The organism is Methylobacterium soli, from assembly GCF_008806385.1.
Classification (GTDB): domain Bacteria; phylum Pseudomonadota; class Alphaproteobacteria; order Rhizobiales; family Beijerinckiaceae; genus Methylobacterium; species Methylobacterium soli.
Map to the genome: position 1 here is coordinate 21685 of NZ_VZZK01000005.1, position 24788 is coordinate 46472.

Sequence of the window (24788 nt, forward strand, 5' to 3'; positions counted from 1 at the left end):
AAGCGAGGATGCGTTCAGCGCGCAGGGGCGCCGGTGGGCTCGGCGCGCCGCCCGGAGCGGGCGACGACGAGGGTGAGGATGGCGGAGAGGACGAGCAGCGCCGCCACGAAGATCAGGCCGCCGGTGAAGCTGCCCGTTCGGTCCTTGATCCACCCGATCGCCCAGGGGCCGACGAAGCCGCCGAGATTGCCGATCGAGTTGATCGTGGCGATGCCGACCGCCGCGGCAGAGCCCGAGAGGAACATGGTCGGCATGGCCCAGAGCGGCGGCTTGGCCGCGCTGATCCCGACATTGACGATGCTGAGCGCGGCGATGACCGCGACGACCGAGGCGGCGCTGCCGGCGAGTAGCAAGCCCACAGCCGCGACGAGGCAGGCGATGACCACGTGCCAGGTGCGTTCGCCCGTCTTGTCGGAGTGGCGGGCCCACAGGATCATGCCGATCACCGCAATGGTCGGCGGCACGGAGTTCAGGAAGCCGACCGCGAAGGTGGACAGGCCGAAGCTCTTGATGATCTGCGGCGCCCAGATGCCGAGGGTGTAGAGGCCGGCCGAGGTGCCGAAATAGATGAGCGCCAGCGCCAGCACCCGGATATCGGTCATTCCGCCCAGGAGACTGTGCTTCGCGGTCGTCTGCTTGCGGGCACGCTCCTCGTTCATCTCCGCGACGAGCCAGGCGCGCTGGTCATCGGCCAGCCACTTCGCCTTCTCGGGCCGATCGGTCAGGTAGAACAGAACCATGATGCCGAGCAGCACGGCGGGGACCGCCTCGACGAGGAACATCCACTGCCAGCCGTGCAGGCCCAGGATGCCCTCCATCTCGAGAAGCGCGCTCGAGAGCGGCGAGCCGAGCAGCACCGAGATCGGCGCCGCCGCCATGAACAGCGAGACGACCGCCGCACGGTAGCGGGCCGGGAACCAGTATGTCAGGTAGAGGATGATGCCGGGAAAGAAGCCGGCTTCAGCCGCGCCGAGCAGGAAGCGCAGGATGTAGAAACTGTTCTCGCCCTTGATGAAGGCGAAGGCGCCCGAGAGCATCCCCCAGGTGATCATCACCCGGGCGATCCACAGACGTGCCCCCACCTTCTCAAGGATGTAATTGGACGGCACCTCGAACAAGAAGTAGCCGAAGAAGAAAATGCCGGCACCGAACCCGAATACGGACGAGGAGAAGCCAAGGTCCTTGTTCATCGTCAGAGCCGCGAAGCCGATGTTCACGCGGTCGATGAAGGCGATGAAGTAGAGAAGGCAGATAAAGGGGATCAGGCGCCACGCGACCCTGCGCATGGTCGCCCGCTCAAGCGAGCCGTCCATCGTTTCCTCCTGATATGGCCCGCACGCGTCGGTCTTTGAGTGCCAACTTGCATGCAAGATGGCATTAGATGCGCGCATCGCTCGTTCGTTGTCAACCGCGTATTGCAGCTTGCATGGAAGCTGGTACGAAGGAGCGCGAAATGGAGGACAGGATGGCTCGGACGCGGTCAGCAGCGGCGGCGCAGGACCAAGAGGCCGAACGGCGCCCGTCTCTGGTCGACGACGCCTACGCGGCGATGAAGCAGGCGATCCACGATTCGAGCTTCGCGCCGGGCTACCAGGCCTCGGAGCAGGAGATCGCCCTGCGGCTCGGCATGAGCCGCACCCCCGTCCACGAGGCCGCCATCCGCCTGCAGGAGGACGGCCTCGTCCGCGTTCTGCCCCGGCGGGGCATCCTGATCCTCGCGCTCGCGCCGGACGACATGCGGGAGATCTACGACGTCATCATCGCGATCGAGGGACGCGCGGCCGAACTGCTCGCCGGCCTGCCCGACTCGCGGCGCAACGCCGTCGTGGCCGAGCTCGCGGCACAGACCGACATCATGGCCGAGGCGTGGGATGCGGGCGATCTCGCGGCCTGGGGGCAGGCGGATGCGGCCTTCCACCGGGCCCTCGTGGAGCGGGCGGAGAACGGGCGGATGACCCGCATCGTCCAGACCATCAACGACCAGTCGCACCGGGCCCGCATGCTGACGCTGAAGCTGCGCCGCGAGCTCGGAGCCTCGGTGGCGGAGCATCGCGCGATCATCGACGCGATCCGGCTCGGCGACCCGGGAGAGGCCCAGGATCGTGCGCACCGGCACCGCCTGCGCGCGCGCGACGAGCTGCTGCCCCTGCTGGAGAGTTTCGGGCTCAAGCACCTCTGACCGGCCGCGGAGCGCGCCGGCCGCCTGGCCCGGAAAAGATGGGGACGCGGCCCGGAGGCCGCATCCCGGATCGTCAGCGCGGCGGGGCCGTCTCCAGCGGCTTGGGGCTGTCGAACACGCCCGCGCCAGCCGACGAGATGTCGAACTGGAGCGACCCGATGATGGCGGAGCCGCACCAGTTCGAGCGGCCAGACCCGGAATAGACGCCGCGCGGGTCCGTCGTGGCGACGAAGCAGTCGCTCTTCGAGAGATCCGTCTTGTGGAAGCGCAGATCCAGGGTGAACTTGTCGAAATTGTAGGAAATTCCGACGTTGCCGTAATTGAAGCTCGGATATTTGAAGTCGTAGAAGACGCGGCTGTCCGAGCGGTTGAGGAAGCTGTAGCGGCCGAACTCGCCGCTCACCGACAGGCCTGCCGGCAGGAAGCCGAGCGCGTTCTCCGGGATGTTGTATCGGAGCAATCCGGCCGTGTAGTTCATCTGCACGCCCGCGCCGCCGATGTTCGGCGAGTAGTAGGTGTTGGCGCCGAGGACGAAATCGCCGATCGGGTAGGACAGCTTCGTGTAGGCGAGAACGGAATTGTAGCTGGCCGGCGTCCAGATGACGTTGTCGACGACGAGGCGCCGCTCGCCCAGATAGAGGAAGCCGATGACGCCGATATCGGCCGTCAGGTCTCCGAATTTCGGCCGGAAGCCGCCGGACACGTCGAACTCGATCGGTGGGCTCGGCAAGGTCGGCAGATAGGTCGACGAGACCGCCGCCGCCACGTAGGCGAAGTTGTCGAAGAACTGGAGCTCGCCATAGGCCTGCACCGCGGGCTGATGGTTGCTGTAGGTGATCCCGAAGAAGTTGTAGTCGCTGACCACCCGCGCGGAGAAGGCCCAGCCGATGTCGGTGTTGGCGGCGGCCGCCTCCGGCGGCAGCGTTTTCGGAGCCGGTATCTTGGAATCCGATATCTTGGAATCCGGCACATCCGCGGCCCGCGCGCCCGACGCGAGCGCCGGGACCCCGGCAACGAGAAGACTCAACAATACAGCATGGGCAATGTGCCGCTCGCTCAGGACCAAACCCCCAATTCTTGCGTGTCTGTTCAGGTGTCCGACTGCGCTCCTCTCGCGGAGCTTGTTGGCGGCAGGCGCCGGCATGGCTCGGTCGGAACGTTGTCGAAGCAACCGTCGCGACGGAGGCAGGCCAGCAGGCCGCAGGTCTCCGATCGATGGTCTCGCCTCCGAGAACATCGTCGTCGATTTCTGTTCTGTCTTGACTGGATCGATGCTTCGACCGACCCGGAAATTACCCGGAGACGATCGTCATCCGCCGATCATTCTTGGCTTTCAGCTGTCTATCCGGGGTTTTCGAAGAAGCGACGCGCCTCCCGCGCCGCCCGGATCCCACTCTCGACGGCGCCGTCGATGTATTCGTGCCAGCCATCGGCGGTCGCGGACCCGGCGAACAGCAGGCGCCCCTCCGGTGCGGCCATGGCCTTGTACTGGCTGAACCAGCCCTTGCGGTAGGACGACCACGCCGTCTTCGTGAACCGATCCCGCGCCCAGTTGTAGGGCGCGATGCTCAGGACCTCGGCATCGTGATGGACCTTGCGGATCTCCGCCGCGACCGCGTCGATATCCTCGATATCGATGAGGGATTGCCGCCCAAGCGTGATCTTCAGCAGCGTTCCGAGTTCCGGACCATACGCGAAGGTCTGGATGGCATTGAACGGATTCGGGTCGTCGCAGAACGCGAAGGTGTTGCCGAGGTTCTGCCTGACGTGAACGTAGAGTTCGGCCCCGTCGCACATCTCGGCATTCTCGATGAAGCGCTGCTTCTCGGCCGAGAGGGGCGGCTCGAAGGCGACGTCGGGATAGACCTTCGTCGGCAGGGTGAGCACCGCGATGCTGGCCGAGAAGCGGGCCCCGCTCGCCAGGGTGAGGACGACGCCGGCCTCGCCCTGCGCGACCGAGGCGACCTCGGCTCCGAGCCGGACATCCGCGCGGGCATCGGCCAGGATGGCCTCGCAGAGGGCGTGCGTGCCGCCCGCGACGTGGTAGCGCTTCTCCGAATCGGTGAAGGTGTAGGTGTCCCAGGATGCGAGCGCGTGGAACTTGACGAAGCTCGGGTAGCTGAGCTCCGTCGTCGGCGCCCCGCCATAGAGCGTGAGCTCGGCGTTCATGGACGCCCTCTGCAGCTCGTTCAGGCCGAGGGAATGCAGGTGCTCGTGCGCCGACACGGCGTCGAGGGCCAGCACCTCGGGATTGTCGAGCGGCGCGTAAGGCCGCGGGAAGAGCTCGCGGGAGCGCGCGCAGAACCGGTCGAAGGCCGCGTTGTATTCGCGGTCGAACGTGTCCGGCGGCACGTCGAGCACGCGTCCGTCCGACAGCATCATGTAGGCCTTGTCGAGGTTCGCGAGCGGGGCCTCGTGAAAGCCGAACCCGTAGCGCTGCATCTCGGCGAAGAGGTGCGGCTGGACCCAGTGCACGCCCGCGCCGCCGAGCTCGATCCGGCGGCCCATGAACGTGCCGACCATGGTGCGCCCGCCGATGCGGTCACGGGCCTCGAGGACGAGCACCCGCCGGCCCTGCGCCGCGAGCTCACGGGCCGCGACCGCGCCCGCGAACCCGGCCCCGACCACGATCGCGTCGTAGTCCGCCTCCCCCGATGCCGAATGCCCCGCCTCGCTCATTGGGCCGCCCTTCCCTGATGCCGCTCCGCCTCGCGCCCTCCGCCGCTCAGGCGGCGTGGAGAACCTGGAGCCTGGTGAATTCCCACAGGCCTTCGGTGCCCGCCTCGACGCCGAGGCCGGACTGCTTCGCGCCGGCGAGCGGAATATCCGGGCCGAGGGCGAGGTGCTGGTTGATCCAGACGGTGCCCGCCTCGAGCGTCCAGGCGAGGGCCCTGGCGCGATCGAGATCGCGCGACCAGACCGAGGCGCCGAGGCCGAAGGCGCCGTGATTGGCGCGCGCGACGGCCTCGCGCTCCTCGTCGAAGCGGATCAGCGGCACCACCGGGCCGAACTGCTCCTCGTCGACCAGCGCCGAGCCCTCCGCGATGTCGCGCACGACGGTCGGCTCGATGAAGTAGCCCGCGCGCTCGGTGGTGCGTCCGCCCGTGAGGATGACGCCCCGGGTCTCGGCATCGGCGATGATCGCCCGCACCCGCTCGAATTGCCGCCGGTTCTGCAAGGGGCCGAGCTCGACGCCCTCCTGGCTGCCCGCGCCCATCCTCAGCCGCGCGGCGGCGCTCGCGAACCGCTCGCAGAAGGCGTCGTAGATCCGCGCCGCGACGTAGATGCGCTTGGGCGCGACGCAGATCTGGCCGGCATTGAGGAAGGCGGTTCCGACGAGGCCCGCGATGCTCCGGTCGAGATCCGCATCCGCGAGCACGAGCGCCGGATCGTTCCCGCCGAGTTCCAGCGTGACGCGCTTCACCGTGTCGGCGGCGCTGCGCATCACCTGCTTGCCGGCGGCGATCGAGCCCGTGAAGGAGACCTTGGCGATGTCGGGATGCCGGGTCAGCAGCGGACCGAGGTCGTTGTCGTCCGTAATCACGTTGACGACGCCGGCCGGGAAGACATCCCGCGCGATCCGGCCGAGTTCCAGTGAGGTGAGCGGCGTCGTCGGTGCGGGCTTCAGGATGACGGTGTTGCCGGCGAGCAGGGCCGGCGCGTATTTGTTGCTGGCGAGCACCATCGGGAAGTTCCAGGGCATGATGCACGCCACCACGCCGAGGGGCTTGCGCTGGAGGTCGAACGTGCCGCCCGCATGGGTCCGACGCTCGCCGTCGAGGCTGAGATTGGCTCCGAAGCGGATGCCCCGGACGGTGGCGGCGACCTCGAACATGGCCTGCGGCAGGGGCTTGCCCTGCTCGGCGGTGAGCAGCCTGGCGAAGTGATCGGTCTGCGCCTCCAGGCGATCCGCGAGCTCGCCCAGCAGGATCTGCCGTTCCCTCAGCGGACGGGCCGACCAGGCACTGAAGGCGCGCTTGGCGGCGGCCACCGCCTCGTCGAGCTGCCGCTCGCTCGCGCGGGGTGCCGTCGCGAAGGGGGCGGCGCGCGCGGGATCGATCACGTCGATCTCGCCGTCTCCGTCGACGAGCTGCCCATCGATCAGCATCTTGTAGGGTGACATGCTTCCTCGCAGAAAATTCGTGTCGCGCCGGGCTCAGGATCGCGTCGCGCCATCGGCGTCGCAGCCGGTTGTCACGGGACACCGAGGCGCCGGGCCGTCCGCGCCGGGACGGCGGCAGGAGCCTCCGGGGCCGGCGGCGATGACCATGATTGGCTCCACCCTCACGCTTCGGGGATGTAGGCGATCGCCGTCGTCTCCACCCGGATCGCGGGGCTCGTGAAGCTCACCACCCGCATGCCGGCAACGGAGGGACCGACATCGCCGAAGAAGGCCTGCCGATGGGGAAAGAGCGTCTCGTTGAAGGTGTCGTCGTCGACGCTGTAATAGATCGTCTCGCTCACGATCGATTGCGGCGTGCCGCCGAACTTGTGCAGGATCTGGCCGAGGATTTCGTAGATGCGCTTCATCTGCAGCGCGGCGTCGTCGGCATGGATCTCGTTCCCGAGATTGTCGATCGCCGTCAATCCGCCGATGAAGACGAAGTCTCCCGCGCGGACGGCGATGGACATGCAGTAACTCTGCTCCTTGTCCGCCAACAGGTTGAAGAATTGCGGCGTCCTGGTCATGTGGTCGATCCCAGCTGGTCGTAGGCTTCGCGCCGGGGGCACCCGGCGCCGTTCAGGTCTGCGGCCGCAAACATCGCCGCCGTGAGGGTGTCCCGCGCCGGGCGCGCCCCGTGCGGACCGCGCCCGGCGCCTCGCCCGGCTTGGCTAGGCGGCGTCGGCACGAAGGGATTCCTCGACCCGGTCGGCCGTGAGGAGGCCGGACTCGATCGCCCCGTCCATGAAGCCGACCCAGCCCTTGGCGAGATAGTCGCCGGCGAAGAACACCCGGCCCTCGGGCTCCGCGAAGGCCTGCGCGACGCGCAGATTCTGGCCCGGGCGCGGCATGTGCCAGGTGCCGAGCGAGAACGCGTCCGTGCTCCAGTCATGCCCGGTGGCCGCGACCGCCTTGAGATCCGGATGCAGGTCCGAGAGGACCCGGTTGACGGCGTCGAGGTCGGTGGGGTCGAAGGCCTGCCCGTCGGCCCCGAACCCGACATAGATCCGGGTCTCGCCCTCGATGCGGATCGGGTTGATCAGGTTCAGCGGCGCGTCGGGCTCGGCGACGATGGCGTGACCGGTCGGCTCCCCCTCGGTCTGGAACAGCACCTTCATGCCCTTGGCGGCGTGTTCCTCGTGCGAGAGCGCCATCTTCGCCTCGGACAGAGGCGGGGCGAACGCGACGTTCTTGATGCAGTTCATCGGCAGGGCGGTGACGACCCGGCCGGCCGTGAAGGTCCGGCCGTCGCGCGTCGTCACGACGACCCTGTCCCCGGTCTGATCGACGCGCGCGACCGGCGAGTCGAGCCGGATGTCGAGACCGGCGCGCTCGGCCATGATCTCGATCAGGCGGGAGACCCCCTCCTCCACCTTGTAGCGGGCGAGGCAGTCGATCATGAGCCCGATCTGCCACCCGGATGCCGACCACCAGCGCAGCTGGGACAGGAAGCTGACGTCTTCCGGGAGCGCGTTCATCTGGACGCTGATCTCGGCCCGGAAGGCCACCCGCTCGACGGGCGTGAGGTTCATCCCGTCGATGACGTCCTGGACGCTCAGATCGTCGAGCGCGGCGGCGCCGTCCAGGCTGTCGAGATCGTAGGGAAGCTCCATCCGATGGCCCGTCTCGCCATCCTGGGCGAAGACGGACCAGCAATCCTGGAGGATCTGCCGGAACCGCTCGAAGGCGATGCCCTGCGGCTTGCCGTCGACCCAGATCGTGATCGGCGGAAGCCACGGATCCTCGTGGAGCGTCAGGCCCGCGCGGATGAATTCCGCCCAGATATAGGGCTGGAACCAGTGGATCCAGGTCGCGCCCATCTCGACCTTGTGGCTGCCGAGCCGCGACGTCCAGGCACGGCCGCCGATGCGATCCCGCGCCTCGAGCACGACGACCTTCCGACCCTGCCGCTTCAGCTCGCGCGCCGCCGCGATGCCCGCGAATCCGGCGCCGAGCACGACCGCGTCGAACTCCTGGTGCTCCGTCATTCCGGTTTTCCCCTCCGCCTCCCGCGCTTCGAGCTTCGTCGTCTTGCGCGATGATTGTTGTGTCCCGCCCGTCGGCCGCCCCTGGCCTGACCGTCGAGCTGGCACTCGATGATTAGACTAACGACAATCAAATTACAATCCCGAATAATTAGGTCGGAGCGCCCTGCAGGGGCGGTCCGTCATGGCCGCGCCGGTGCGGCAGCCCTGTTCCGGACCCGGGGTCGTCCCGTTCCGTCGGGAATTTGTGGCAGCTGCGGAATTTACCGGGCCGAGGACGAGGCGACTTGAGATCACCCGGCCGCGCTGCCAGAACGGCGTGGGGCCACAGATCGGAAGCATTGAGATGGCAAGTGACGCAGCCGCCACGGCGCGCAAACCGGGACGCCCGAAGGATGGCCCGGAACTCGCCGACGTCATCCTCGACAAGGCGGAGCTCGCCTTCGCGGAGCACGGTTTCGCGGGCACGCGCGTCCGGGACATCGCCGCGATGGCGGGCGTCAACCAGGCGCTGATTCGCTACTATTTCGGCACCAAGGAGGATCTGTTCGATAAGGTCTTCCGCCGCCGCGGCAGCCTCATCTCCGGGGCGCGGCACGTGCTGCTCGACCGTCTCCTGGCGCAGGGCAAGCCGGCGAAAGTCTCTGAGATCGTCATGGCTTACCTGCGCCCGCAATGGGACATGAAGCACAGCGGTCCGAACGGGGCCGCCTTCGTGCGGCTGCAGGCGCGCCTCCATGCCGAGCCGGAGGAGCACGCGATTCGGCTGCGGCGCGAAGTCTACGACGATTCGGTCAAGCGCTACGTCCAGGCCCTCAGCGAGGCGATGCCCCGGATCCCGCGGGAGACGATCGGCATGCGGATGGCCTTTCTCGTCGGGGCCTACCTCTTCATGCTCAACGATGTCGGGCGCCTCAACGACATGACCGATGGCCAGATCGGCATGATCGGGCGGGACGAGATGCTCGACCAGCTGGTGCGCTTCCTCGCGGCCGGCCTGTGCGCGCCCACGGGCTGAGGCGCGCAGACCGCCCTCCCCCTAATTATTCAGGCTTGTAATTATTCGAATCGAGAATTAGGCTCCTCTCCAGAATCAAGACGGGAGGGGGCGGGTGAGGAATTTCCGGATCGGGCAGATCGTGCCCAGCTCCAACGTCACGATGGAGACCGAGATCCCGGCGCTCCTGCGGGCCCGGGAGAGCGTGGGCGCGGAGCGCTTCACCTTCCACTCCGCCCGGATGCGGATGAAGCACGTCACCCGGGCGGAGCTCGCCGCGATGGACGCCGATAGCGGGCGCTGCGCGCTGGAACTCTCCGATGCTCGGGTCGACGTGATGGGCTATGCCTGCCTCGTGGCCATCATGGCGATGGGCCAGGGCTATCATCGCGTGTCGCGAGCCCGCCTCGAGGCGATCGCGGCGGAGAACGGCGCGCTGGCGCCGGTGGTGACCTCGGCGGGCGCGCTCGTCGACGCGCTGCACGCGATGGGGGCGCGGCGGGTGGCCGTGGTCGCTCCCTACATGCGCCCCCTGACCGAACTCGTCGTGGCCTATATCCGCAACGAGGGGATCGCGGTCGTCGATTACCGCGCCCTCGAGATCCAGGACAATCTGGCGGTCGCCGCGCACGACCCGATGCAGCTGCCGGGCATCGTCCGGACCATGGATACCGGCGGCGTCGATGCCGTGGTTCTCTCCGCCTGCGTGCAGATGCCCTCGCTGGCCGCCGTGCCGATGGCCGAGGCGGTCACCGGCAAGCCCGTCGTGACGGCGGCGATCGCGACCACCTGGGCGATGCTCCGGGCGCTCGACGTCGAGACCCGGGTCCCGGGCGGCGGCCGGCTGCTCTCCGGCGCCTACTGAGCGGAAGGCCGCGATGGCGACGGGATACCATGTTCACGCCAACGGCATCCGGCAGCACCTGATCCGCCACCCCGGTGCCGGCCCGCAGATGCTGCTGATCCCCGGGATCACCTCGCCGGCGATCACCTGGGGCTTCGTCGCCGAGCGGTTGGCCCAATGGTTCGACGTGCACGTGCTCGATGTGCGGGGGCGCGGCCTGAGCCAGGCGGGCAAGCTCGACTACTCCCTCGACGCGTTGGCGGACGATGCCGCCGCGGTGGTCGCGGCCGCCGGCCTGGGCCGGCCTGTCGTCCTCGGGCACTCGATGGGGGCGCGCATCGCGATCCGGGCCGCCCGCTGGAATCCAGACGCCTTCTCGGGCCTCGTCCTCGTGGATCCGCCGGTGAGCGGGCCCGGCCGCCGGCCCTATCCCGCCACCCTCGGCTGGTATCTCGACAGCATCGCCCTTTCGGCGAAGGGGTGCTCGGGAGACGACCTGCGGGTGTTCTGTCCGACCTGGACGGACGAGCAGCGCGCGCTGCGCGCCGAGTGGCTGCACACCTGCCAGACGGACGCGATCGTGGCGGCCTTCGACGGCTTCCACGAGGACGACATCCACCTCGACCTCCGCGAGATCGGGCTGCCGATGCGCCTCGTGGCGGCCGGCGCCGCCACCGTCATCGAGGCCGCCGACCTCCGCGAGATCAAGGCGCTCGCGCCGCAGATCGAGGTCAGGACCGTCTTGGGCGCGGGTCACATGATCCCCTGGGACGACCTCGAAGGCTTCCTCGAGGCCGTGATCGATTTCGGAAAACAAGATTGATCGCGAACAAGCCTCTCTGATCGGCTCAGGAATATTCGAATGGATCATGCCAGCTTTACGGAAATCTGCCTTCATCAGCTCAAGATGTCGGGCGTGCACGAGGGCGAGACGCTCGTGGTCCTGACGCAGGGCGGCGAGCGGCTCGACTATGCCGACGCCTTCCTGGCGGCGGGCCAGCGCCTCGGCGCGCGGATGTACCATATGCGGCTGCCCGCGCCCCTGCCGACCGGCGGCTGGAACGTCGGCGTGACGGGGCTCGCCGCGATGCCGGAGGCGGTCGAGGCGCTCAAGCGGGCCGACATGCTGATCGACTGCGTCTTCCTGCTGTTCTCGCCCGAGCAGATGGCGATCCAGGCGGCCGGGACGCGGGTGCTGACGGCGGTGGAGCCGCCCGAATTGCTGGCGCGGCTGATGCCGTCGCGGGAATTGCGCGAGAAGGTCGAGATCGGCGGCGAGCTGCTGGCGAAGGCCAAGGTAATGCGCATCACCTCGCCCTCCGGCACCGACGTCACCTACAAGCTCAACACCTACCCGGCCGTCACCGAGTATGCCTGCACCGACCAGCCCGGCCGCTGGGACCATTGGCCGTCGGGCTTCGTCTTCACCGGCGGAGACGATGACGGTGTCGATGGCCGGATCGTCGTGGCGCCCGGCGACATCCTGCTGCCGCACAATCTCTACGTGCGCGATCCGATCACCTACACGATCGAGGGCGGCTGGATCCAGGATATCCGCGGCGGCCTCGATGCGGATCTGGTCAAGTCGTACATGGCGGGCTTCGAGGATCCGCGCGGCATGGGGATGAGCCATGTCGGCTGGGGCATGAACCCCAAGGCCCGCTGGCACCGCATGGTGCCCGGCGAATTCCCCGGCGGGATGGGGATGGAGCCGCGCAGCTTCTACGGCAACGTCATGTTCTCCACCGGCCCGAACAACGAGCTCGGCGGCCCGAACGACACCGCCTGCCATCTCGATATTCCGATGCGCAACTGCTCGCTCTTCCTCGACGACGCGCCGATCGTGATCGACGGCGACATCGTCGTGAAGGAGATGCAGTTCGCCCGCAGGTGACCGCACGGCTTTCCAGGAAACCGGATCATGCTTCAGGACGCCGTCTACCAGAGGGCAGGCTTCGGCCATTCGGTTCCGCGCGGCCGCAGGCCGGCCATCCTCGTCGTCGACTTCTCCTACGGCTTCACCGACCCGCACTACCCCACCGCGTCCGACATGAGCGGGCCGGTCGCGGCGACGCGCAGCCTCACCGACGCGGCCCGCAGGGCCGGCTTCCCGGTCCTGTACACCACCATCGCGTATGAGCCCGGCGAGGTCGCGTGGCTGCCCTGGCTGCGCAAGGCGACCGGGATGGCGGCTCTCATCGCGGGCACGCGCCTCGTCGCGATCGACGCGGCGACCGGCATCACCCCGCAGGATCCGGTGATCGTGAAGAAGGGCGCCTCGGCCTTCTTCGGCACCGCGCTCGCCGCGATCCTCACGGGCGCCGGCGTCGACACGCTCGTCGTGGCCGGCGCGACCACCTCGGGCTGCGTGCGCGCCACGGTCGTGGACGCGGTGCAATCCGGCTTCACCGTGCTCGTGCCGCGCGATTGCTGCGCCGACCGGGCGGAGGCGCCGCACGCGGCGAACCTCTACGACATGCAGCAGAAATACGCCGACGTGACCGACGCGGCGGACATCCTCCGGTGGTTCGAGGCGGTCGCGGCCTCGTCCGCGCCGCCTTAACACGGGATCTCCTGCGCGGAGATGGTCCAAGTGCTCCCGGTATTTTCGCGAATACTGTAAAAATCGGATGAGCACCAAAAAATCGGAAAAATTTGCTTTTCTCGAGACGTGAATCCGGGAGGATCAGGCGCATGCGTGTCAAAATGACTTTGAACGGGAAACCCCGCTCGATCGACATCGACCCGTCGACACCGCTGCTCTGGGTCATACGGGATTCGTTCGGGCTGAAGGGCACGAAGTTCGGCTGCGGCGCGGCGCAATGCGGCGCCTGCACGGTGCATGTGGACAATGCTGCCGTGCGCAGCTGCAGCTTTCCGGTCGACGGCGCCCACGGGAAATCCGTGACCTCGATCGAAGGGCTCGACCCGGCCAACGCCCATCCGCTGCAGCAGGCCTGGATCGCCCACAACGTCCCGCAATGCGGCTATTGCCAGCCCGGCTTCATCATGGCGGCCGCGGCTCTCCTGAAGACGACGCCGGATCCGACCGACGCGCAGATCGACGCCAGCCTGAGCAACATCTGCCGCTGCGGCACCTACCCGCGCATCCGGGCCGCCATCCACGCGGCTGCCCGCGCCAGCGAGACGGAGGCCACCCGATGACGAATTCCTCACTCGCCCGGCGCGCCTTCCTCAAGGGGTTCGGCGCCGTCTCGGCCGGGATCATCTTCCCGGTCGCGGCGCACGGCGTCACCCTCGCGAAGCCGCAGGGGCGGCCCGCCACCCGGGGAACCGAGATCCTGTCGTGGATCGTCATCCACGAGGACAACGCGGTGACGGTCGTCGTCCCGCAGACCGAGATCGGCCAGGGCGTCACGACGACCCTGAGGCAGATGGTCGGCGAGGAGCTCGACCTCGACTGGGCCACGATGCGGACCGCGTTCTACGATCCGAATGTGAACAAGACCCGCGGCAATCCCTATGTCTGGACCGCGACCCTCGGCAGTTCCTCGGCGCATTCCCTCTTCAAGCCGTCGCGCATCGCCGCCGCCCAGATCCGCGCGATGCTGATCGCGGCCGCCGCCGCGCGGCTGCGCGTCGCCGCGGACGAACTGACCTGCGCAAACAACGTCGTTCGTCACGAGAAATCCGGCCGGCAGCTATCCTACGCGGCGCTCGCCCCCGCGGCCGCGAAGCTGACGCCGCCGGCCGCCGACGCCGTCACGCTCAAGGCACCCGATGCCTGGACGCGGATCGGCAAGCCGCTGCCGCAGGTCGACACGCCGCTGATGACGCGCGGTGCCCTGCGCTACGGCATCGACCTGGAGCTTCCCGGGATGCGGTTCGCCGCCATCCGGCAATCGCCGGTCTTCGGCGGCAAGCTCGTCGGGATCGACGCGGCCAAGCTGAAGGGGCTGCCCGGCGCGCCGCGCGTCGTGACGGTGAAGGGCGGGTTCGTCGGCTACAACTCGCCCGTCCCGGAGGGCGAGGACCCGGCCATCTGGACCGCCGAGGTCCATATGGACGACGCCGTCGCGGTGGTGGCCGACAGCTGGTGGCAGGCCAAGACCGCACTCGAGGCCCTCGCCATCACCTGGGACGAGGGTCCGCATGCTAAGTTCTCCTCCGGCGCTCTGGCGCGGAAGCTCAGCCAGAAGGTCCAGGGTGAGCTCCCGACCGTTCTGGCGGTCGGCGACATCGACGCGGCGTTCCGGGAGGCCGCCAAGACCCACAGCGCCGAGTACACCTATCCCTATCTCGATCCGGCGCCGCTCGAGCCCCTGAACTGTACCGTCCTGGTCAAGCGCGACGCGGTCCAGGTCTGGGCCGGGACCCAGTTCGCCGACGATGCCCACGAGCTCACCTGCAAGCTCGTGAATCTGCCGCCCGAGAAGGTGCATCTGCATCTCGTGCCCTGCGGGGGCGGCTTCGGGCGGCGGCTGCAGAATGATTTCGTGCATCAGGCCGTGCAGATCGGCCGGGCCATGCCGGGGGTCCCGGTCAAGCTGCTGTGGACGCGCGAGGAGTGCATCCAGCGCAGCGCCTACGCGCCGCTCTCGGTGATGAAGCTCGCCGCCGCGCTCGACGCCCGGGGCATGATCAGCGGCTGGCGCAGCAAGCTCGCGACCGCGAAATCGGCGGAGCAATCCTACGGCAGCGCGCGGTTCCAGTTCGAGTTCCCGGCGATCCTGGCCCAGTATCACCGGGACGAGGAGGCGCCGCTGCAATTCGGCTGGATGCGCGGCGTCGGCCAGACCCAGTATCTCTGGATGAACTACGCCTTCTTCGACGAGCTCGCGGGGCTCGCCGGGCGGGACAGGGTGGCGTTCATCCGCGCGCATCTCGACCCCGAGCGGATCCCGGCGGCGCTCGAGAAGCGCGACGCCGCCGTGGCGCGGGCGCAGACGCTCCGGCGGGTCCTCGATGCGGCCGTCGCGAAGGCCGCGTGGGGGGCGAAGGCCCCCCGCTCGGGACGCGGGATCGTCGTCAGCGACACCTCCTACTATGCCGGGTACGAATCCGCCTCCAAGGTCGGGATCGTCGACGTGACGCTGCGTGAGGACGGGACCGTCTCGGTCGACAAGGTCGCGATCACGATCGATTGCGGCGTCGTGATCAACCCCGACATCGTGCGCCGGCAGCTCGAAGGCTGCGTCTCCTACGCGCTGACCAATGCCTTCCTCAGCGAGATCACGGTCGAGAACGGCCGCGTGCAGCAGAGCAACTTCCACGACTACCCGATCCTGAAGATGGCGCAGGTCCCCAAGATCGAGGTGAACCTTCTCCCTTCGGAGGATCTGCCGACCGGCGTCGGCGAGGATGCCGTCCCGATCACGATCGCGGCGCTCGTCAACGCCATCGCGGATGCCGGCGGCCCGCGGATCCGGTCGCTGCCGATCCGGGCGCCGACGCTGCGGCAGGCCTCCGCCTGAGCGGGGCCCGGCATCCCGACGAAGAGGAAGTGGGACCATGACACAGCACGTCATCATCGCCGGCGGCGGGCCCACGGGCCTGCTCACGGCCCTCGGCCTGGCGCGCGCGGGGACCCGCGTGACCATCATCGAGGCGGAGCGGGGACCGAACGATTCCCCCCGCGCGCTCGTCTACCATTATCCGGTGCTGCCGCATCTGGAGGCGCTCGGCCTCCTCGAGGATTGCATCGCCGCGGGCTTCGTGCGCCAGGACTACGCCTGGCGGGTCTACGACACGGGGGAGATGATTCCCTGGACGCTGCGCTGCCTCGACGGGCACGTGCCGCATCCCTACGCCCTGCATCTCGGCCAGGGCGAGCTGTCCCGGGTGGTCAGCGAGCATCTGCGCGGCCTCTCCAACGTCGAGATCCGCTACGCCACGACGCTCAAGGACTGCACGCAGCACGCCACCGGCGTGACGGTCCGGGTCGAGGCCGGCGGCGGCACGGAGGTGATCGAGGGACAGTGGCTGATCGGAGCGGACGGGGCCGGCAGCGTCGTCCGGCGCGAGGTCCTCAAGCTCAATTTCTTCGGCATCACGTGGCCCGAGCGCTACGTCGCCACCAACACCCGGGTCGATCTCGACGGGGCGGGCTACGCGAACTGCACCATGCAGGTCGACGACGTCTACGGGTCGGTGATCTGCAAGATCGACCGCCGGGACCTGTGGCGCGTCACCTTCATGGAGGACCCGTCCCTGCCGGCCGAGGGGATCGAGGCCCGCATCCAATCGGTGCTCGCCGAACTGCTCCCGCGCGTCGGCGCCTGCGCGGTCGCCTCCTTCTCGCCCTACCGCATGCACCAGCGCGTCGCGGACCGGATGCGCGTCGGCCGGGTGCTGCTCGTCGGTGACGCGGGCCACATCACGAATCCGACGGGCGGCCTCGGGCTGACCGGCGGGATGTTCGACAGCTTCGCGCTGGTCGAGGCGCTCGGTCGCGTCATCCACGACGGCGCGAGCCACGACATCCTGGAGTTCTACGAGCGCGACCGGCGCCAGAAATTCATCGAGCTGGTCTCCCCGCGCGCCTCGGCCAACAAGCAGCGCCTCTACCGGACGGCGCCCGGCACGGAGATGGACGACTGGATCGCGGAGATCAGGGCCATCGGCCGGAATCCGGACGCCATGCGCGAGGCGTTCCGCTTCACCGAGCAGCTCAAGACCGTGTTCTGAGGCGACGATGGACCCCCTCGTGCTCGCGGATTTCGGCGGTCGCTTCCTCACCACGGCGCCCCGCGCGCACGCGGCGCGGACCGTGCCGGGCGTGAACGCCTACGTGAGCTGGTTCAGGCCCGCGCGGGCGCGGGACGTCTCGGTGACCTTCGTGCATGGCGGCGGCGGCCAGGGATCGGAATTCCTCAGCACCCCGGATGGGCGGCCGGGCTGGGTGCACGCCTTCCTGCGGGCCGGCTTCCCGGTCTTCGTCCTCGATCGGCCGGGCCACGGGCGCAGCCACTGGCGGGAGGAGGTTCTCGGGGCGGCCCTGCCGCCGCCGAGCTACGAGGCGCTCCACCCCCGCTTCGTCGAGCCGGCGCGGCACGGCGGCTGGCCGGAGGCGGCACGGCACGCCCAGTGGCCGGATCATGACCCGGAGGCCGGGGACCGGTTCATGGCCAGCCAGGGCGTGATGGCGACGACGCTCGCGGCCGCCCAGCGCCACGTCGAGGCCATCGGGCCGGACCTGTTCGCCCTGACGGGGCGCACCGTCCTGGTGTCGCACTCGGCCGGCGGGCCCTGCGGCTGGGCGCTGGCGGCGATCGGCGGCGACGCGGTCGCGGCGATCCTGGCGGTGGAACCCCTCGGCCATCCGGGACTGCGCCACCCCCTCGGGACCTTCGCCGACGGGTTGTGCGCCGAAACCCCGGCCGGCCGCCACGATCCCTTCGGGCGCCCGATCGCCATCCTGACCGGCGAGGCCAGCTGGATGCGGGCGACGAACGCCCGGGCGGCGGCCTTCCTGCGGGAGCGAGGCTGCGACGTCGCGCATCTCCTCCTCGAGGAACACGGCCTGCGCGGCAACGGACACATGATGATGTCGGAGAAGAACAGCGACGCCGTCGCGGCGCTGATGATCTCCGTCCTCGATCGCATGCTGCGACCGGCCTCCGCCGGGTCGAGCGGCGGGAACAAGAGGGCGCGAAGCCCCGACACTGAAACCTGAGCGCCAGAGCGCGAAACGGGGGTCCTGGGATGGGTACCGAGAGGCTTGTCACACGCGACGTTGCCCTTGCAACGGTCATCTACGCATTGTCGGTCACGCTGGTGGGCGCGTATCCGATCATGGCTGGGCTGTATACCGACCAGCTCAAGCTCGGCCTCGACGACGTCGGCTGGGTCTTCGCGATCGAGCAGTCCGGCAGCATCGTCGGCGCGCTGCTGGGCTTCTGGCTGACGCCGCGGGTGAGCTGGCGCCCGCTCATCGTCGGCGCGGCTTTTCTCGCGGCCGTGGCGAATGCCTTCACGGCAAACGTCGACGGCTTCGCTGCCCTGGCCGCCCTGCGCTTCGCGTCCGGGCTCGGGATGATGGTGGCCACGCTGGTCTCCGCCTGCCTGCTCGCGCGCAGCCCCAACCCGGACCGGGCCTTCGGGGCCGGATTGACGCTGAACTGCCTGCTGAACGCGGTCTTCGTCTGGCTGATGGCCAAGCTCCTGGCGGAATCCGGCTACGCGGCCGCGATCCTGTCGGCTGCCGGCCTGTTCGGTCTCATCCTGGTGCTGGGCCTTGCCCTGTCGGGCGATCTGCGGGGCGACTTCGAGGCCCCGCCGGCCACCCCGGAATCAGGCGCGGTCCGGCTCGCCGCGGCCCGGACCGGGCTTGCCGGGCTCGTCCTGTTCGGGCTCGCCATCAACATGATCTGGGTCTTCCTCGAGCGCGTCGGCCTGAGCAACGGCCTCCAGGCGGGCGACCTCGGGAATGCTTTCGCGCTCGGCCTGCTCGCCGGCACCGCGGGCAGCGCGATTCCCTTCGTGGTCGGCGATTCCGGCAACCGCGCCCGGATGATCGCGATCACGACGGCCGGCCTCGTGGCGGGCATCGCGCTTGCCTGGTGGGCCACGGATTACTGGACCTTCGTGGCCGCGGTCGCGATCCTGGCGTCGGTCTGGAACATGGGCCTCGCCTACTACATGGCGATGACGGCGGAGAACGATCCCACCGGCCGTTACACCCGGGCGATCTACATCGCGGTGGTGGCGGCCCAGGCGGCAGGCCCGGCGATCGCCGCGAGCCTCCTGGAGTTCAGCCATATCGGCACGGTGTTCGCGATCTCGCCGCTGCCGGCGATTTTCGCGCTCCTCCTCGTCGCGGCCGTGGCCGGGGCGCCGCGCGTCGAGGGCTCGTCGCTGGCCCGCTGACGCGCCCGGGCGGGCCGAGCCTTGCGCCCGGCCCGCTCCGGCCCGTCGCGCGACGGGCCGGAGCGCGCTTCAGGAATCGCCGTCGCTGCCGCGCGAGCCCGCTGGCCCGCCGGCCGGCGGCGGGAAGGCCCAATCGCCGCTCCCGAGCACCGGCGCCGGCCGGTCGAGCGCGAGGGCGCTGCGCGAGAACACGATCGGCGTGCGCAGCCCCGGGACGCCCTCCGGCGCGATGACGAGGCCGCGCTCGCGGATCTGCGGATCGTCGAGCGCCTCCGCCACCGTGTTGATTGGCCCGGCCGGAACCCCGACGGCGCCGAGCGCCCCGATGAGATCCGCCCGCGTCCGGGCCCCGGTCCTGTCCGCGATCAGGGCGCAGAGCGCGTCGCGGTTCTCGACGCGCCGCGGATTCGTCGCGTATTCGGCCCGCGCCGCGAGCCCGTCGAGGGCGAGGACGCCGCACAGGGCGGCGAATTGCCGGTCGTTGCCGCAGGCGATGATCAGGTGCCCGTCGGCCGCAGGAAACACCTGGTAGGGCACGATGTTGGGGTGCGCGTTGCCCATGCGCCGCGGCGTGGTGCCGCCGGCCAGGTGGTTCATCGCCTGGTTGGCGAGCACCGCCACGCCGCAATCGAGCAGCGACAGGTCGACCCGCTGCCCGAGGCCCGAGCGCGCGCGCTCGGCCAGGGCGGCCTGGATGCCGACGCCGCCGTAGAGGCCGGTGAACACGTCGATCCAGGCAACGCCCACCTTCTGCGGCTCGCCGGCCGGCTCCCCCGTGAGATCCATGATCCCGCACAGGCCCTGGACCAGGAAATCGTATCCGGGGCTGGCGGCCCGCGGACCGGTCTGTCCGAAGCCCGTCACGGAGGCGTAGACGATCCTGGGGTTCGTGGAACGGACGCTCTCGTAGTCGAGCCCGTAGGGCCGGAGGCCCCCGACCTTGAAATTCTCCACGACCACGTCCGCGTCGGCGATCAGCGCCTTGACCCGCGCCAGGTCGGCGGCCTCGGTGAAGTCGCAGGAGACCGAGATCTTCCCGCGATTGGCCGCGTGGAAATACGCGGCCGACACCTCGGCGCCGCCCCGCCCATCCGGCCTCTCGATGAAGGGCGGGCCCCAGCTCCGGGTATCGTCCCCAAGCGGGCTCTCGACCTTGACGACGCTGGCGCCGAGATCCGCCAGGGTCTGGCCGATCCAGGGGCCCGCGAGGATGCGGGCAAGCTCCACCACCTTCAGGCCCTGCAACGGCGGCAGCCGCTCCTGTTCCACTGGTCCCCTCCTGATGCTCGGATCGGTCTCGTCGCGGACGCCGCCGCCCCTCGGCGGGCGGCGCCGGCCCGCCGTCAGGCGAAGGCGGAGAGGTCGGTCTGGGCCCGCCCGAGGATGAGGGCGTGGACGTCGTGGGTGCCCTCGTAGGTGTTGACGGTCTCGAGGTTCTGCGCGTGCCGCATGACCTGATACTCGATCTGGATGCCGTTGCCGCCGTGCATGTCGCGCGCCTGCCGGGCGATGTCGAGCGCCTTCCCGCAATTGTTGCGCTTGATCAGGGAGACCATCTCGGGCGCGAAGCGGCTCGCCTCCATCAGCCGCCCGACGCGCAGCGAGGCCTGGAGGCCGAGGGCGATCTCGGTCTGCATGTCGGCGAGCTTCTTCTGGAAGAGCTGGGTCGCCGCGAGGGGGCGACCGAACTGCTTGCGGTCGAGCCCGTACTGGCGGGCGCGGAACCAGCAATCCTCGGCCGCGCCCATCACCCCCCAGGAGATGCCGTAGCGGGCGCGGTTGAGGCAGCCGAACGGGCCGCCCATGCCGGAGGCTCCGGGCAGCAGCGCGTCCTCGCCGATCTCGACGCCCTCCATCACGATCTCGCCCGTCACCGAGGCCCGGAGCGACAGCTTGCCCCCGATCTTCGGCGCGGACAGGCCCGGCATGCCCTTCTCCAGGATGAAGCCGCGCACCGTGTCGCCGTGGGCGGCGGACTTGGCCCAGACCACGAACACGTCCGCGATCGGCGCGTTCGAGATCCAGGTCTTGGTCCCGGTGATGCGGTAGCCGCCCGCGATCTTCTCGGCACGGGTGCGCATGCCGGCCGGGTCGGACCCCGCATCGGGCTCGGTCAGGCCGAAGCAGCCGATCCATTCCCCGGCCGCGAGCTTCGGCAGGTATTTCAGCCGCTGCGCCTCCGAGCCGTAGGCGTAGATCGGGTACATCACCAGGGAAGACTGGACGCTCATCATCGAGCGGTAGCCCGAATCGACGCGCTCCACCTCGCGGGCCACGAGCCCGTAGGCGACGTAGGAGGCCTCGGCGCCACCATAGGCCTCCGGCACCGTCACGCCGAGAAGCCCGGCCGCTCCCATCTCCCGGAAGATCGCGGGCTCCGTCCGCTCCTCGAGGTAATCCGCCTCGATGCGCGGCCTCAGGCTGCTCTCGGCGAAGGCCGAGGCCGTGTCGCGGATCATCCGCTCCTCCTCGCTGAGCTGGTCGTCGAGGCAGAACGGATCGGACCAGACGAAGCGCGCCTGCCCGTGCTTCGTCGCGTGGCTGAGCGCGGGGACCGGTTCGGACATGGCGGATCCTTCGGTGTCGTGAGGGGCGAGGCGGGCCTTCGATCGGCGCCGCGATCATGTCTTTAGCGCGTGGAACTCCGGCCGAAAAACCCGCTTTGCCGCTAGGTTGATGTCCTTTATGCATGATCCACCATGCGCCCCCGCCGCTTCCTCCCCACCGTCAGCCTGCTCACCGCGCTCGAGGCGGTGTTGCGGACGGGCTCCACGGCGGCGGCGGCGCGGGAACTCGATCTCTCGCAGGGGACCGTGAGCCGGCTGATCCAGAATCTGGAGGCCCAGCTCGGGCACGCGCTGTTCGACCGCCATCGGCAGCGCCTCGTCCCGACGGAGGCGGCGCGCGTCTACGGGCGCGACGTGACCCGGGCCCTCGACCTGATCCAGCGCGGCAGCCTGGAATTTGCCGCGAACCCCCTCGGCGCGGCCCTGTCGCTCGCGACCCTGCCGGCCTTCGGCAGCCAGTGGCTCGTGCCCCGGCTCGGCCGGTTCACGCTCGCGCATCCCGGAATCGCGATCCATCTCGCGACCCGTCTCAAGCGCTTCAACTTCGCGGCCGAAGGTTTTGACGCGGCGATCCATTTCGGAGCCGACGACTGGCGCGAGGCCGGGCACCTGAAGCTGTTCGACGAGCGCCTGACGGCCTGCGCCGCGCCCGACCTGATCGGGGCTCACCCGGTGACGCGTGCGGCGGATCTGCACGGGCTGCCGCTGCTCAGGCTCGAGACCCGCCCGACCGCCTGGGACCTCTGGTTCGCGGCGCAGGGAGGGCGGGCGCCGGCCGGCGGCGGCATGCTCTTCGACCAGTTCGCGCCGATGAGCCAGGCCGCGATCACCGGTTTGGGCGTGGCCCTGCTTCCGGATTATCTCGCGGTGCCGGAGCAGAGAGCCGGCCGTCTCGTGCCGCTCCTGCGGCCCTCCGTCGAGGGCACGGGTGCCTATTGGCTGGTCTGGCCGGCCGCGCGTGCGGAATACCCGCCCTTGCGCGCCTTCCGGTCCTGGCTCGCTGAGGCGTCGCGGGACGCGCTCACCCGTCCGGACGAAGCCTCGCCGCTCAGCCCGGGCTCGGATGGACAAGGCGGGTAGCAAGAGCGGGCCAACACGGCGCTGGCCCTGATCCCCGGGCGGTCGCCGGGGGCCGATCGCGAGCGGCATGTCGTTGAGAGGCAGCGGTGGGCCCGGCAGGACTCGAACCTGCAACCAGACCGTTATGAGCGGTCGGCTCTAACCATTGAGCTACAGGCCCTGCGCTCTCGCGACCGCTGGGGAGAGATACCTGAGCGGGGCATTCCCGTCACCTCGGATTCTGGGCGTTCCGGGCCGGGGTCGTGCCCGGTAGCGCGGGTCCTCCATCGGCCAGGGTCGGGAGCCGCGCGGCTGTGACCTGGGCCCGAGCCGCCCAGAACGGATCGCCCGGGCCCGGGCGCCGGACGCGGGCCTCCTCTGCGACCTTGCATCCCTGATCGTCGACGAACCGCACCCTACCTTGGAGCGTATCCAGGGTGACGGTGTTTCCTCGGGGCATCCCGCTCGCGTTGGACGGACCCGTCGCGGCCATCCCCTCGCGAGAGATTCGGAGACCGAGATGCGACGACCCGGAGACCTCGAATTGAATCGGAGAGACTTGATGGTGGGAGCATCCGCCGCCGCGGCCTCGGCCGCCGTGCCCTCGGGCGCCGGGCCGGCTTATGCGGGCGCCGACAATGCGGGCGCCGACAAGGCGGGCATCCGGCTGGCCGGGACCGACGGGCCGGTCCTGGCCAAGGTCGCCTTCACGGTGAACGGCGCGCGCCGCGAACTCGAACTCGACACCCGCACCTCGCTCCTCGACGCCGCGCGCGAGCACCTGCACCTGACCGGCTCGAAGAAGGGCTGCGACCACGGTCAGTGCGGGGCCTGCACGATGATCGTGGACGGGCGGCGCATCAATGCCTGCCTGACGCTCGCCGTGATGCATCAGGGCTCGGAGATCACCACCATCGAGGGGCTCGGCCAGCCGGACAACCTGCATCCGATGCAGGCGGCCTTCATCAAGCATGACGGCTATCAGTGCGGCTACTGCACCCCCGGGCAGATCTGTTCGGGCGTGGCGGTCCTGGCCGAGATCAAGGCCGGCATCCCGAGCCATGTCAGCGCCGACCTCAACGCCGCCCCCGCCGTGACCGAGGCCGAGATCCGTGAGCGCATGAGCGGCAATATCTGCCGCTGCGGCGCCTACTCGAACATCGTCGAGGCGATGACCGAGGTCGCAGGAATCCAGACAACGCGGAGGCCCGCATGAAGTCCTTCACCTACGAGCGCCCGACCGATCCGGCCGAAGCGGCCGCGGCCGTCGCCCGCAACCCGAACGCCAAGTTCATCGCCGGCGGCACCAACCTCCTCGACCTGATGAAGCTGCAGATCGAGACGCCGACCCACCTCGTGGACGTGAACGGGCTGGGCCTCGACACGGTCGAGCCGACACCCGAGGGCGGGCTGCGCATCGGCGCGCTCGTGCGCAACACCGATCTCGCGGCGGATGCCCGGGTGCGCAAGGATTACGGGGTCCTGAGCCGGGCCCTGCTGGCGGGCGCCTCGGGACAGTTGCGCAACAAGGCGACGACCGCCGGCAACCTGCTCCAGCGCACCCGCTGCCCGTACTTCTACGACACCGCCCAGGCCTGCAACAAACGCCAGCCCGGCTCCGGCTGCTCGGCCCTCGACGGGGTGAGCCGGTCGCTCGCGGTCATCGGCGCCAGCCAAGCCTGCATCGCCACGCATCCTGGGGACATGGCGGTGGCCATGCGCGTCCTCGACGCCACCGTCGAGACCGTCGATGCCGGGGGCAACGCGCGCAAGATCGAGATCGCCGATTTCCACCGGTTGCCGGGCGACAAGCCGGAGGTCGACACGACGCTGAAGCCCGGCGAACTCATCACCGCCGTGACCCTGCCGGCGCCGCGGGCCGGCACGCATCTCTACCGCAAGGTCCGCGACCGGGCGTCCTACGCCTACGCCCTCGTCTCGGTCGCCGCCATCCTCGGCAAGGACGGCCGCGGGGCTGTCGCGTTCGGCGGGGTGGCGCACAAGCCCTGGCGCGTCGAGGCCGCCGAGGCCGACCTGCCCAAGGGCGCGAAGGCCGTGACCGACCAGGTCTTCGCGGGCGCCAAGCCGACCCACGACAACGCCTACAAGCTGAAGCTCGCCGAGCGGACCCTCGGCGCGGCGCTCAACCAAGCGAGGGCCTGAGCC

22 protein-coding genes and 1 tRNA gene are annotated in these 24788 nt (G+C 69.4%); 14 read left to right on the forward strand and 9 right to left on the reverse strand.

Features of this window, described 5'->3' with window-relative positions; translation table 11 throughout:
* Positions 1-14 precede the first annotated feature (14 nt).
* A complete protein-coding gene (locus F6X53_RS06155; protein WP_150998313.1) occupies positions 15-1313 on the reverse strand; it encodes an MFS transporter in 1299 nt (432 codons plus the stop codon).
* A 152-nt stretch (positions 1314-1465) separates the two neighbouring features.
* On the opposite strand from F6X53_RS06155, the gene F6X53_RS06160 reads away from it, so the two are divergent.
* Complete coding sequence (locus F6X53_RS06160) at positions 1466-2179, forward strand: GntR family transcriptional regulator (protein ID WP_150998315.1); 714 nt, start codon at positions 1466-1468, stop codon at positions 2177-2179.
* Between the two features lie 73 nt (positions 2180-2252).
* On the opposite strand, the gene F6X53_RS06165 is transcribed toward F6X53_RS06160, so the two are convergent.
* The 5 genes from F6X53_RS06165 to F6X53_RS06185 form a co-directional block, all read right to left on the reverse strand.
* Positions 2253-3206, reverse strand: a complete 954-nt coding sequence (locus F6X53_RS06165; protein WP_191970722.1) for a TorF family putative porin — start codon at positions 3204-3206, stop codon at positions 2253-2255.
* Positions 3207-3520: 314 nt separating this feature from the next.
* On the reverse strand, positions 3521-4858 hold the full coding sequence (locus F6X53_RS06170; RefSeq protein ID WP_150998321.1) for a flavin monoamine oxidase family protein: 1338 nt from the start codon (positions 4856-4858) through the stop codon (positions 3521-3523).
* Positions 4859-4904: 46 nt separating this feature from the next.
* On the reverse strand, positions 4905-6302 hold the full coding sequence (locus F6X53_RS06175) for an aldehyde dehydrogenase family protein (RefSeq protein WP_150998323.1): 1398 nt from the start codon (positions 6300-6302) through the stop codon (positions 4905-4907).
* Between the two features lie 161 nt (positions 6303-6463).
* Positions 6464-6868: a Rid family hydrolase gene (locus F6X53_RS06180; RefSeq protein ID WP_150998325.1), complete on the reverse strand. Its 405-nt coding sequence runs from the start codon at positions 6866-6868 to the stop codon at positions 6464-6466.
* Positions 6869-7012: 144 nt separating this feature from the next.
* Positions 7013-8329 carry a flavin monoamine oxidase family protein gene (locus tag F6X53_RS06185; protein WP_150998328.1) on the reverse strand — a complete coding sequence of 439 codons (1317 nt, stop codon included), beginning with the start codon at positions 8327-8329 and terminating at the stop codon, positions 7013-7015.
* Between the two features lie 343 nt (positions 8330-8672).
* On the opposite strand from F6X53_RS06185, the gene F6X53_RS06190 reads away from it, so the two are divergent.
* From F6X53_RS06190 to F6X53_RS06235, 10 genes are all read left to right on the forward strand, one after another.
* Positions 8673-9344, forward strand: coding sequence for a TetR/AcrR family transcriptional regulator (locus F6X53_RS06190; protein ID WP_150998331.1), 672 nt, complete (start codon positions 8673-8675; stop codon positions 9342-9344).
* Between the two features lie 94 nt (positions 9345-9438).
* A complete protein-coding gene (locus F6X53_RS06195; RefSeq protein ID WP_444980399.1) occupies positions 9439-10188 on the forward strand; it encodes a maleate cis-trans isomerase family protein in 750 nt (249 codons plus the stop codon).
* A gap of 13 nt (positions 10189-10201) precedes the next feature.
* On the forward strand, positions 10202-10990 hold the full coding sequence (locus F6X53_RS06200) for an alpha/beta hydrolase (RefSeq protein WP_150998333.1): 789 nt from the start codon (positions 10202-10204) through the stop codon (positions 10988-10990).
* Between the two features lie 39 nt (positions 10991-11029).
* Complete coding sequence (locus tag F6X53_RS06205; protein ID WP_150998336.1) at positions 11030-12061, forward strand: 2,5-dihydroxypyridine 5,6-dioxygenase NicX family protein; 1032 nt, start codon at positions 11030-11032, stop codon at positions 12059-12061.
* A gap of 27 nt (positions 12062-12088) precedes the next feature.
* Complete coding sequence (locus F6X53_RS06210; protein WP_150998339.1) at positions 12089-12730, forward strand: isochorismatase family protein; 642 nt, start codon at positions 12089-12091, stop codon at positions 12728-12730.
* Between the two features lie 131 nt (positions 12731-12861).
* Positions 12862-13332 carry a (2Fe-2S)-binding protein gene (locus F6X53_RS06215; protein WP_150998342.1) on the forward strand — a complete coding sequence of 157 codons (471 nt, stop codon included), beginning with the start codon at positions 12862-12864 and terminating at the stop codon, positions 13330-13332.
* Positions 13329-15602, forward strand: coding sequence for a xanthine dehydrogenase family protein molybdopterin-binding subunit (locus F6X53_RS06220; RefSeq protein WP_150998344.1), 2274 nt, complete (start codon positions 13329-13331; stop codon positions 15600-15602). The genes F6X53_RS06215 and F6X53_RS06220 overlap by 4 nt, the downstream gene beginning before the upstream one ends.
* A gap of 37 nt (positions 15603-15639) precedes the next feature.
* The gene (locus F6X53_RS06225) at positions 15640-16815 is read left to right on the forward strand and encodes an FAD-dependent oxidoreductase (protein WP_150998347.1); all 1176 of its coding nucleotides are present in this window, start codon (positions 15640-15642) and stop codon (positions 16813-16815) included.
* A 7-nt stretch (positions 16816-16822) separates the two neighbouring features.
* On the forward strand, positions 16823-17803 hold the full coding sequence (locus tag F6X53_RS06230; RefSeq protein ID WP_191970723.1) for an alpha/beta fold hydrolase: 981 nt from the start codon (positions 16823-16825) through the stop codon (positions 17801-17803).
* Between the two features lie 29 nt (positions 17804-17832).
* Positions 17833-18996 (forward strand): MFS transporter, encoded by a 1164-nt coding sequence (locus tag F6X53_RS06235; protein WP_342353992.1) that lies wholly within the window; start codon positions 17833-17835, stop codon positions 18994-18996.
* A gap of 69 nt (positions 18997-19065) precedes the next feature.
* Here F6X53_RS06235 and F6X53_RS06240 read toward each other — a convergent pair whose 3' ends face one another.
* Complete coding sequence (locus F6X53_RS06240; RefSeq protein ID WP_150998353.1) at positions 19066-20265, reverse strand: CaiB/BaiF CoA transferase family protein; 1200 nt, start codon at positions 20263-20265, stop codon at positions 19066-19068.
* Positions 20266-20339: 74 nt separating this feature from the next.
* Entirely contained in the window at positions 20340-21563 is a 1224-nt protein-coding gene (locus F6X53_RS06245) for an acyl-CoA dehydrogenase (RefSeq protein WP_150998356.1), read from the reverse strand.
* A gap of 132 nt (positions 21564-21695) precedes the next feature.
* On the opposite strand from F6X53_RS06245, the gene F6X53_RS06250 reads away from it, so the two are divergent.
* Positions 21696-22643, forward strand: a complete 948-nt coding sequence (locus F6X53_RS06250; RefSeq protein ID WP_150998358.1) for a LysR family transcriptional regulator — start codon at positions 21696-21698, stop codon at positions 22641-22643.
* 87 nt (positions 22644-22730) lie between these two features.
* On the opposite strand, the gene F6X53_RS06255 is transcribed toward F6X53_RS06250, so the two are convergent.
* Positions 22731-22803: transfer RNA gene (locus F6X53_RS06255), tRNA-Ile, on the reverse strand.
* 381 nt (positions 22804-23184) lie between these two features.
* Here F6X53_RS06255 and paoA point away from each other — a divergent pair.
* Together paoA and F6X53_RS06265 are read left to right on the forward strand one after the other, a co-directional pair.
* Complete coding sequence (paoA, locus tag F6X53_RS06260; RefSeq protein ID WP_244965530.1) at positions 23185-23838, forward strand: aldehyde dehydrogenase iron-sulfur subunit PaoA; 654 nt, start codon at positions 23185-23187, stop codon at positions 23836-23838.
* A complete protein-coding gene (locus F6X53_RS06265; protein WP_150998363.1) occupies positions 23835-24785 on the forward strand; it encodes an FAD binding domain-containing protein in 951 nt (316 codons plus the stop codon). Before paoA ends, F6X53_RS06265 begins: the two co-directional genes overlap by 4 nt.
* Positions 24786-24788: the final 3 nt, after the last annotated feature.

Bases quoted from the DNA above. Each gene is read 5' to 3' on its own strand.
- F6X53_RS06155 (WP_150998313.1), bottom strand. From the start codon at position 1,313: ATGGACGGCTCGCTTGAGCGGGCGACCATGCGCAGGGTCGCGTGGCGC.
- F6X53_RS06160 (WP_150998315.1), top strand. From the start codon at position 1,466: ATGGCTCGGACGCGGTCAGCAGCGGCGGCGCAGGACCAAGAGGCCGAA.
- F6X53_RS06170 (WP_150998321.1), bottom strand. From the start codon at position 4,858: ATGAGCGAGGCGGGGCATTCGGCATCGGGGGAGGCGGACTACGACGCG.
- F6X53_RS06175 (WP_150998323.1), bottom strand. From the start codon at position 6,302: ATGTCACCCTACAAGATGCTGATCGATGGGCAGCTCGTCGACGGAGAC.
- F6X53_RS06180 (WP_150998325.1), bottom strand. From the start codon at position 6,868: ATGACCAGGACGCCGCAATTCTTCAACCTGTTGGCGGACAAGGAGCAG.
- F6X53_RS06185 (WP_150998328.1), bottom strand. From the start codon at position 8,329: ATGACGGAGCACCAGGAGTTCGACGCGGTCGTGCTCGGCGCCGGATTC.
- F6X53_RS06190 (WP_150998331.1), top strand. From the start codon at position 8,673: ATGGCAAGTGACGCAGCCGCCACGGCGCGCAAACCGGGACGCCCGAAG.
- F6X53_RS06200 (WP_150998333.1), top strand. From the start codon at position 10,202: ATGGCGACGGGATACCATGTTCACGCCAACGGCATCCGGCAGCACCTG.
- F6X53_RS06205 (WP_150998336.1), top strand. From the start codon at position 11,030: ATGGATCATGCCAGCTTTACGGAAATCTGCCTTCATCAGCTCAAGATG.
- F6X53_RS06210 (WP_150998339.1), top strand. From the start codon at position 12,089: ATGCTTCAGGACGCCGTCTACCAGAGGGCAGGCTTCGGCCATTCGGTT.
- F6X53_RS06215 (WP_150998342.1), top strand. From the start codon at position 12,862: ATGCGTGTCAAAATGACTTTGAACGGGAAACCCCGCTCGATCGACATC.
- F6X53_RS06220 (WP_150998344.1), top strand. From the start codon at position 13,329: ATGACGAATTCCTCACTCGCCCGGCGCGCCTTCCTCAAGGGGTTCGGC.
- F6X53_RS06225 (WP_150998347.1), top strand. From the start codon at position 15,640: ATGACACAGCACGTCATCATCGCCGGCGGCGGGCCCACGGGCCTGCTC.
- F6X53_RS06230 (WP_191970723.1), top strand. From the start codon at position 16,823: ATGGACCCCCTCGTGCTCGCGGATTTCGGCGGTCGCTTCCTCACCACG.
- F6X53_RS06235 (WP_342353992.1), top strand. From the start codon at position 17,833: ATGGGTACCGAGAGGCTTGTCACACGCGACGTTGCCCTTGCAACGGTC.
- F6X53_RS06245 (WP_150998356.1), bottom strand. From the start codon at position 21,563: ATGTCCGAACCGGTCCCCGCGCTCAGCCACGCGACGAAGCACGGGCAG.
- F6X53_RS06250 (WP_150998358.1), top strand. From the start codon at position 21,696: ATGCGCCCCCGCCGCTTCCTCCCCACCGTCAGCCTGCTCACCGCGCTC.
- paoA (WP_244965530.1), top strand. From the start codon at position 23,185: ATGGTGGGAGCATCCGCCGCCGCGGCCTCGGCCGCCGTGCCCTCGGGC.
- F6X53_RS06265 (WP_150998363.1), top strand. From the start codon at position 23,835: ATGAAGTCCTTCACCTACGAGCGCCCGACCGATCCGGCCGAAGCGGCC.